Here is a 7,301-nt window from a genome sequence, read left to right on the forward strand (position 1 = left end):
GACCAGGGGATTATTAGTCCCCTGGTCCGGCGTTCGGGCGCCGAGCGGCCGGGCGGCGGTCAGTCCAGCCGGACGCCGCGCCGGCCCGGGTCGCGCAGGTCGGCGCCCTGGTCGAGCCAGCGCTCCTGGAGCGCGGCCGCGCCGTGCACCCGCTTCCAGCCCGCCTCGTTGGGCGTCATCGGCAGCAGCGGCAGGAAGCGGACCGGGTCGGCCGGGTCGGCCAGTTCCAGGTCCTCGACCAGGCCGCCCGGTTCGGCCGCGAGCACCGAGGTGAAGGGCGCGCCGTCCCAGAGCGGCGAGCCGAGGTCCAGCGAGCCGCCCGGGGCCACCACCAGGCCCTCGACCTGCGGGGTGGCGGCGAAGGTGGCCAGGGTGCGCAGCACGCTGTCGCGCCCGCCCCGGACGGTCAGCACCAGTTCGGCGCGCGGGCCGCGCACCTGGTCGGCGACCGGCGCGGTCGGGTCGGCCATCGGTGCGGCGGACATGCCGAGCGTCGCGTAGCGCACCAGGCCCTCGGCGTCCGGGCCGAAGCGCAGCACCTCGATCCGGTCGGCGCCGAGGAAGGTGACCGCGGCGCGGCCGCCCGGTTCGCCGAAGGTGGAGATCAGCCGGGCCTCGACGGCGGCCAGCACCGCCTCCCGGGTGAGCTCCGGGGAGCTGCCGCCGTGGGGGTCGCCGAAGAGCGGGAAGTCGTGCGCCATGCCGGTGAGCGTAACCCCCGGGGGTTCGCGGGCCGCGTGCGGGCGGGCCGGAGGCGGTCGGCGGCGGTGCGGCGGGGCGCCGTGGCGGGGCAACGGCCGGGCGGGGCAAGGATCCCGTAAAGCCTTCGGAAACCTCCGGGAACCCCTCGGCCTCGACGCCCGGTCAGATGTTAGGGTGAGCGACTGGCCACCGGGATCGTTTCGTCCCGGGGCGGCGGCGCGAAGGAGGTGGTTGCGGTGGATACCGGCCGACCATGCAGTACCGGCAGCTCTGCCCGGCCCCGACTTCCCCGTACCCCGCGCCCCGCAGGCCCAACCGGCTGAATCAGCCGCGGTAGCCCCGGGCACAGGCCCCACGGCGGACGGACCGGCCGGGAGAGCACTTTCATCCCCCGTTTCACCGGTGTTCTCCGCCGTCGTACCGCGGCCGAACGTTCTTCCTTCCGCGCGGCCGCGCGACGGTTCCTGCCTCTGGGAGCCTGCCATGTCGATGATCAACAGCCTGCGTGCCGCCGTCCGCACCAACCGCCGTCGGGGCGCGTCCGGCGTCTACGCCGTCCTGCCCGAGGACGCCGGTTCGGCGGTCGTGGACTGCGCGGTCTACCAGCACGGCAAGCGCAGGGGCGAGACGTGCAGCCCGCGCGAGGCCGCCCACCGGGTCAAGGCCGCCCACCAACTCCCCGAGGGCGAGGGCTCGTTCAGCTGGATCGGGCTGCACGAGCCGACCGAGGCCGAGTTCGAGGGGATCGCCCAGCGCTTCGGCCTGCACCCGCTCGCGGTCGAGGACGCGGTGCACGCGCACCAGCGGCCCAAGGTCGAGCGCTACGACGACGTGCTGTTCGCCGTCTTCAAGACCATCCGCTACGTCGAGCACGACCAGCTCACGCCCACCAGCGAGGTGGTGGAGACCGGCGAGCTGATGGTCTTCGCCGGCCGGGACTTCGTGATCACCGTCCGGCACGGCGGCCACGGCTCGCTGCAGGAGCTGCGCCACCGGCTGGAGGCCGACGCGGACGAGGCCGGGCTGCTCTCCAAGGGCCCGGCGGCGGTGCTGCACGCGATCGCCGACCACGTCGTGGACAACTACCTGCTGGTCGCCGAGCGGCTCCAGAACGACGTGGACGAGATCGAGTACGGCGTCTTCTCGGCCAAGGGCGGGCGCAGCGCCGACGTCGGCCGGGTCTACCAACTCAAGCGCGAGGTCCTGGAATTCAAGCGTGCGGTGGCGCCGCTGCTGCGCCCGATGCAGCAGCTGTCCGAGCCGCTCCAGCGGCTGGTCGACCCGGACATCCAGAAGTACTTCCGGGACGTCGCCGACCACCTGGCCCGGGTCGCCGAGCAGGTGCACGGCTTCGACGAGCTGCTGAACTCGCTGCTGCAGGCGAACCTGGCGCAGGTCTCGGTGGCGCAGAACGAGGACATGCGCAAGATCACCGCCTGGGCGGCGATCTTCGCGGTGCCCACCATGATCACCGGCGTCTACGGCATGAACTTCGAGTACATGCCCGAGCTGCACCACAAGTACGGCTATCCGACGGTGCTCGGCGCGATCGTGCTGATCTGCTTCGGGATGTACCGGGGTTTCCGCCGCAACGGCTGGCTCTGACCGCGCCGACGGCGGCGCCCGGGCCCGGGCCGAGGGCGGCACCCCCGGCCGGAGCCGGCGGTCAGCGCCGCCCGCCGCGGGCGACCAGGACCAGCCCGAGCAGGATCAGCACCACCGCCGGGTAGGCGGCCGCCGGGGGCCACTGGCCCAGCCAGAGGGCGGCGATCAGCGCCGCGCCCGGCGTCTCCAGCAGGATCGCGGTCGAGGTGACCGACGGCCCGAGGCTGCGCACCACGCGGTTGCTCAGCGAGTGGCCGAGCAGCTGGGCGGCGACCATCAGCAGCACGATCTGCCACCACACCCCGGCCGGCCACCCGGCCAGCGGCGTGCCGGCGACCAGGCAGATCCCCAGCAGCACCGCCGCCGTGGTGGCGTAGCAGACCAGGGTGTACGCGGTGGTGCTGACGGTCTTGCGGACCTCGGCGCCGAGCAGCATGTACCCGGCCGCGGCCAGGCCGGCGGCGAGCGCGAGCGCGTCGCCGAGCAGCGCGCGCGGGGAGAGCGAGAGGTCCACGCCGGTCAGCACCAGCACGCCGGCGAAGGCGACGACCGTACCGAGCCAGACCAGCCGCGGCGCCCGGATGCCCATCAGCCGCATCAGCAGGATGGTCCACAGCGGGGTGGTGGTGACCAGCGCCGTGGCCGAGGCCACCGAGGTCATCCGCAGGCTGGGCATCCAGAGCGCGAAGTGCACGGCGAGCAGCGCCCCGGCCGCCACCGCGAGCAGCAGCGCCCGCCGGCCGATCCCGCGCAGTTCGGCACGGTGGCGCAGCAGGGCGTACGGGCCGAGGACGCCGACCGACATGACGTTGCGCCAGAGGGCGATCGCCAGCGCGGGCGCGGCGGTGGCGCTGATCAGCGGGCCGGACAGCGAGATGCCGCCGATCGAGACGGCGAGCAGCAGCAGGTCGAGGGTGGGGAGCGGGTGCGCCGGCCCCGGGTCGGCGGTCGCGGGGGCGGCGGAGGGGGCGGTCGCGGGCCGGGCGGTGGGCACGGCGCTCCTTGCTGGTCACGGGGGCGGGGCGGTCTTACGGTGAGGCGGTCATACGGTAAGGCCCGTGGCGGCGCGATGGAACTGTCGCCCGGAGGCTGAGACACCCGGTGGACGCCGAAAGCCGTACGCTGTCGGCCATGGACCGTACGCCCGCCGCCGCGACCGCCGACGACTTCCTCGACCGGGCCCTGCTGGAGGAGGCCGCGAAGAAGTCCGGCCTGCTCTGGGTGCGCGCGGACGGGCAGGAGCACGCCCGGCCGCTGTGGCACGCCTGGCACGACGGCGCGGTCGTGGTGGTCGGCGGGGGCGCCGAGCAGCCGCTGCACGGCCTGGAGCCCGGCGCCGGGGCCGTGGTCACCGTCCGCAGCAAGGACAAGGGCGGCCGGCTGACCGGCTGGAGCGCCCGGGTGGTCGAACCGGCCCCGGGCGGCGAGGCCTGGCTGGGCGCCGTCGAGGAGCTCAAGGGCAAGCGGCTGAACGCGCCCGACACCGACGCCATCACCGAGCGCTGGGCCCGTGAGTGCCGGGTGCTGCGGCTGGAGCCGACCGGCCCGCTCACCGAGCACCCCGGGGCGATGCCGGACGGCTCGCACGCCGCGCAGCCGATGCCCACCCCGGCCACCACCCGGCTGCCGATCCCGGCCGGCCTGCCCAAACTGCTGTTCAAGCGCCGTTAAAGCCCCCCTAAACCTTTAAGAGATCTGGTGCCCAGGACTCGTCCGGCCGCTACCGTGCCTCCCGGCCGGGCCCGGAGCACGCGGGTAGCCTTGGCCGCGAGTGCGCCCCCGGCGCACCCGGTACGGCGTCGAGCGAGTCGAGGGAGTCCATGGCAGGGCCAGGCACCCGGGTCTTCATCTCCCATCTGTCCGCCATCGCGGTGTTCGACCCGAACGGCGACCAGGTCGGGCGGGTCCGGGACGTGGTCGTGTCGCTGCGGCTCGGCGGCCGCCCGCCGCGCGTGCTCGGCCTGGTGGTCGAGGTGGTCGGCCGGCGCCGGATCTTCCTGCCGATGACCCGGGTGACCAGCCTGGAGTCCGGCCAGGTGCTCACCACCGGCGTGATCAACCTGCGCCGCTTCGAGCAGCGCCCGTCCGAGACCCTGGTGCTCGCCGAGCTGCTGGACCGCACCGTCACCTGGTCCAAGACCGCCGAGGACGTCACCGTGCTGGACGTCGGCATGGTGCAGACCCGGCTGCGCGAGTGGGAGATCAGCAAGGTCTTCGTCCAGGTCGGCCGGGCCGGCCGGCTGCGCAAGGGCAAGGGCGAGCGGCTCACCCTGGACTGGCAGGACGTCACCGGCTTCTCGCTGCCCGAGCAGGACCAGGGCGCGGCCAACCTGCTCGCCACCTTCGAGCAGCTGCGCCCGGCCGACCTCGCCAGCGTGCTGCACCACCTGTCCGCCAAGCGCCGGGCCGAGGTCGCCGCCGCCCTCGACGACGAGCGGCTGGCCGACGTCCTGGAGGAGCTGCCCGAGGACGACCAGGTCGAGATCATCGGCAAGCTCCAGGAGGAGCGCGCCGCCGACGTCCTGGAGGCGATGGACCCGGACGACGCCGCCGACCTGCTCTCCGAACTGCCCGGCGACGAGGCCGAGCGGCTGCTCCAGCTGATGGAGCCGGACGAGGCCGCGCCGGTGCGCCGCCTGCTGACGTACGAGGAGGACACCGCCGGCGGTCTGATGACCACCGAGCCGGTCGTGCTGGAGCCGGACGCGACGGTCGCCGAGGCGCTGGCCCGGGTCCGGGTCAGCGACCACAAGCCCGCGCTGGCCGCGCAGGTCTTCGTCTGCCGCCCGCCGAACGAGACCCCGACCGGCCGCTACCTGGGCACCGTGCACTTCCAGCGGCTGCTGCGCGAGCCCCCGTACGTCCTGGTCGGCTCGCTGGTGGACGACGACCTGGACCCGCTGCCGCCGGACACCCCGCTGTCGCTGATCACCAGCTACCTGGCGACCTACAACCTGGTCGCCGCTCCGGTCGTGGACGACGCGGACCACCTGCTCGGCGCGGTGACCGTCGACGACGTGCTCGACCACCTGCTGCCGGACGACTGGCGCGACGCCGCGCTGCACGCCCACGACGAGGTCCGCGACGACGAGACGGAAGGGGTGACCGATGGACGGTGACCGCAGCGGACGGTCGGACGACTCCGCACGCCGGCGCCTCCAGGGCGAACTGCGCCAGCTGCGGCAGCTGCGCGAGCTGCGCACCCGCGAGGGCGCCCGGGACCGGCGCGCGGAGACCGCGCCGATCACCGGCACCGGCCGCACCCGGCTCGACCAGCCGCGCACCGCCCGGCCCGGCCTGCTCACGCTGCCGTCCTACGACCCGGAGGCCTTCGGCGTCCTGTCCGAGCGGATCGCCCGCTTCCTCGGCACCGGGCGGTTCATCGTCTGGATGACGGTGGTGGTGGTCGTCTGGATAGCGTGGAACACCCTGCTGCCGACGTCCGTGCGCTTCGACGAGTACCCGTTCATCTTCCTGACCCTGGCGCTGTCCCTACAGGCCTCGTACGCGGCCCCGCTGATCCTGCTGGCGCAGAACCGGCAGGACAACCGGGACCGCGTCAACATGGAGCAGGACCGCGCCCGCAGCGACCGCAACATCGCCGACACCGAGTACCTGACCCGCGAGGTCGCGGCCCTGCGGCACGGGCTCGGCGAGGTCGCCACGCGCGACTTCATCCGGTCCGAACTCCAGTCCCTGCTCAAGGAGATCGACGAGCGCCGGGAGGCCCCCGAGCCGCTGTGACCCGCGGCACGCTACCGACCGGTTAACGGCTTCGCCGGGCGCCGTACCATCAAGGCATGGCCAACGAGACAGAGGTCGCGGCCGGCGTCACGGAGGAGTCCGTACGCCAGGCGCTGGCGACCGTCAACGACCCGGAGATCAACCGCCCGATCACCGAGATCGGCATGGTGAAATCGGTCGGGATCGCCGAGGGCGGCGTGGTGAGCGTCGCGGTCTACCTGACGGTCTCCGGCTGCCCGATGCGCGACACCATCGTCACCCGGGTGCGCGAGGCGGTCGGGAAGGTCCCCGGCGTGACCGGCGTCGAGGTCGAGCTCGACGTGATGAGCGACGAGCAGCGCAAGGAGCTGTCCCAGCTGCTGCGCGGCGGCGCCCCCGAGCGGGAGATCCCGTTCGCCAAGCCGGGCACGCTGACCCGGGTCTACGCCGTCGCCTCCGGCAAGGGCGGCGTCGGCAAGTCCTCGGTGACCGTCAACCTGGCGGCCGCGATGGCCGCCGACGGCCTGAAGGTCGCCGTGGTGGACGCCGACATCTACGGCCACAGCGTGCCGCGCATGCTGGGCGTCGAGGGCCGGCCGACCCAGGTCCAGGACATGATCATGCCGCCGCAGGCGAACGGCGTGAAGGTCATCTCGATCGGCATGTTCACCCCGGGCAACGCCCCGGTGGTCTGGCGCGGCCCGATGCTGCACCGCGCGCTCCAGCAGTTCCTCGCCGACGTCTACTGGGGCGACCTGGACGTGCTGCTGCTGGACCTGCCGCCCGGCACCGGCGACATCGCGATCTCGGTGGCCCAGCTGGTCCCCAACGCGGAGATCCTGATCGTCACCACCCCGCAGATGGCCGCCGCCGAGGTGGCCGAGCGGGCCGGCACCATCGCGGTGCAGACCCACCAGAAGATCGTCGGCGTGATCGAGAACATGTCCGGCATGCCGTGCCCGCACTGCGACGAGATGATCGACGTCTTCGGCACCGGCGGCGGCCAGACCGTCGCGGACGCGCTCACCCGCACCGTCGGCGCGACCGTCCCGGTGCTCGGCTCGATCCCGATCGACGTGCGGCTGCGCGAGGGCGGCGACGACGGCCGCCCGGTCGTGCTCGCCGCGCCCGACTCCCCGGCCGGCGCCGCCCTGCGCGCGGTGGCCGGCAAGCTCGGCGGCCGCCAGCGCGGGCTGTCCGGGATGTCGCTGGGCCTGACGCCCAGGAACAAGTTCTGAGACGGTGACGGCGGAGGGCCGGGTGGGGTGACC

Annotated in this window: 7 protein-coding genes; 5 read left to right on the forward strand and 2 right to left on the reverse strand. The window is 73.8% G+C overall.

What is annotated here, in order from left to right:
* Nucleotides 1-59 precede the first annotated feature (59 nt).
* Nucleotides 60-701 carry a suppressor of fused domain protein gene (locus tag ACFU6K_RS25130; protein ID WP_380666588.1) on the reverse strand — a complete coding sequence of 214 codons (642 nt, stop codon included), beginning with the start codon at nucleotides 699-701 and terminating at the stop codon, nucleotides 60-62.
* Nucleotides 702-1,185: 484 nt separating this feature from the next.
* Between ACFU6K_RS25130 and corA the strand changes: the two genes are divergently transcribed.
* Nucleotides 1,186-2,307: a magnesium/cobalt transporter CorA gene (gene corA, locus ACFU6K_RS25135; protein ID WP_380666590.1), complete on the forward strand. Its 1,122-nt coding sequence runs from the start codon at nucleotides 1,186-1,188 to the stop codon at nucleotides 2,305-2,307.
* 61 nt (nucleotides 2,308-2,368) lie between these two features.
* On the opposite strand, the gene ACFU6K_RS25140 is transcribed toward corA, so the two are convergent.
* Complete coding sequence (locus ACFU6K_RS25140) at nucleotides 2,369-3,301, reverse strand: DMT family transporter (protein ID WP_380666592.1); 933 nt, start codon at nucleotides 3,299-3,301, stop codon at nucleotides 2,369-2,371.
* 137 nt (nucleotides 3,302-3,438) lie between these two features.
* Here ACFU6K_RS25140 and ACFU6K_RS25145 point away from each other — a divergent pair, with 137 nt between their 5' ends.
* The 4 genes from ACFU6K_RS25145 to ACFU6K_RS25160 all read left to right on the forward strand — a co-directional run bounded on the left by ACFU6K_RS25145 (nucleotide 3,439) and on the right by ACFU6K_RS25160 (nucleotide 7,268).
* The gene (locus ACFU6K_RS25145; RefSeq protein ID WP_380666594.1) at nucleotides 3,439-3,978 is read left to right on the forward strand and encodes a hypothetical protein; all 540 of its coding nucleotides are present in this window, start codon (nucleotides 3,439-3,441) and stop codon (nucleotides 3,976-3,978) included.
* 149 nt (nucleotides 3,979-4,127) lie between these two features.
* Nucleotides 4,128-5,426 (forward strand): magnesium transporter MgtE N-terminal domain-containing protein, encoded by a 1,299-nt coding sequence (locus ACFU6K_RS25150; protein WP_380666596.1) that lies wholly within the window; start codon nucleotides 4,128-4,130, stop codon nucleotides 5,424-5,426.
* Nucleotides 5,416-6,051, forward strand: coding sequence for a DUF1003 domain-containing protein (locus ACFU6K_RS25155; protein ID WP_380666598.1), 636 nt, complete (start codon nucleotides 5,416-5,418; stop codon nucleotides 6,049-6,051). The genes ACFU6K_RS25150 and ACFU6K_RS25155 overlap by 11 nt, the downstream gene beginning before the upstream one ends.
* A gap of 56 nt (nucleotides 6,052-6,107) precedes the next feature.
* Nucleotides 6,108-7,268: an Mrp/NBP35 family ATP-binding protein gene (locus tag ACFU6K_RS25160; protein ID WP_380666600.1), complete on the forward strand. Its 1,161-nt coding sequence runs from the start codon at nucleotides 6,108-6,110 to the stop codon at nucleotides 7,266-7,268.
* Nucleotides 7,269-7,301: the final 33 nt, after the last annotated feature.

Origin of the sequence: Kitasatospora sp. NPDC057512 (assembly GCF_042802135.1) — a bacterium.
Lineage (GTDB): Bacteria > Actinomycetota > Actinomycetes > Streptomycetales > Streptomycetaceae > Kitasatospora.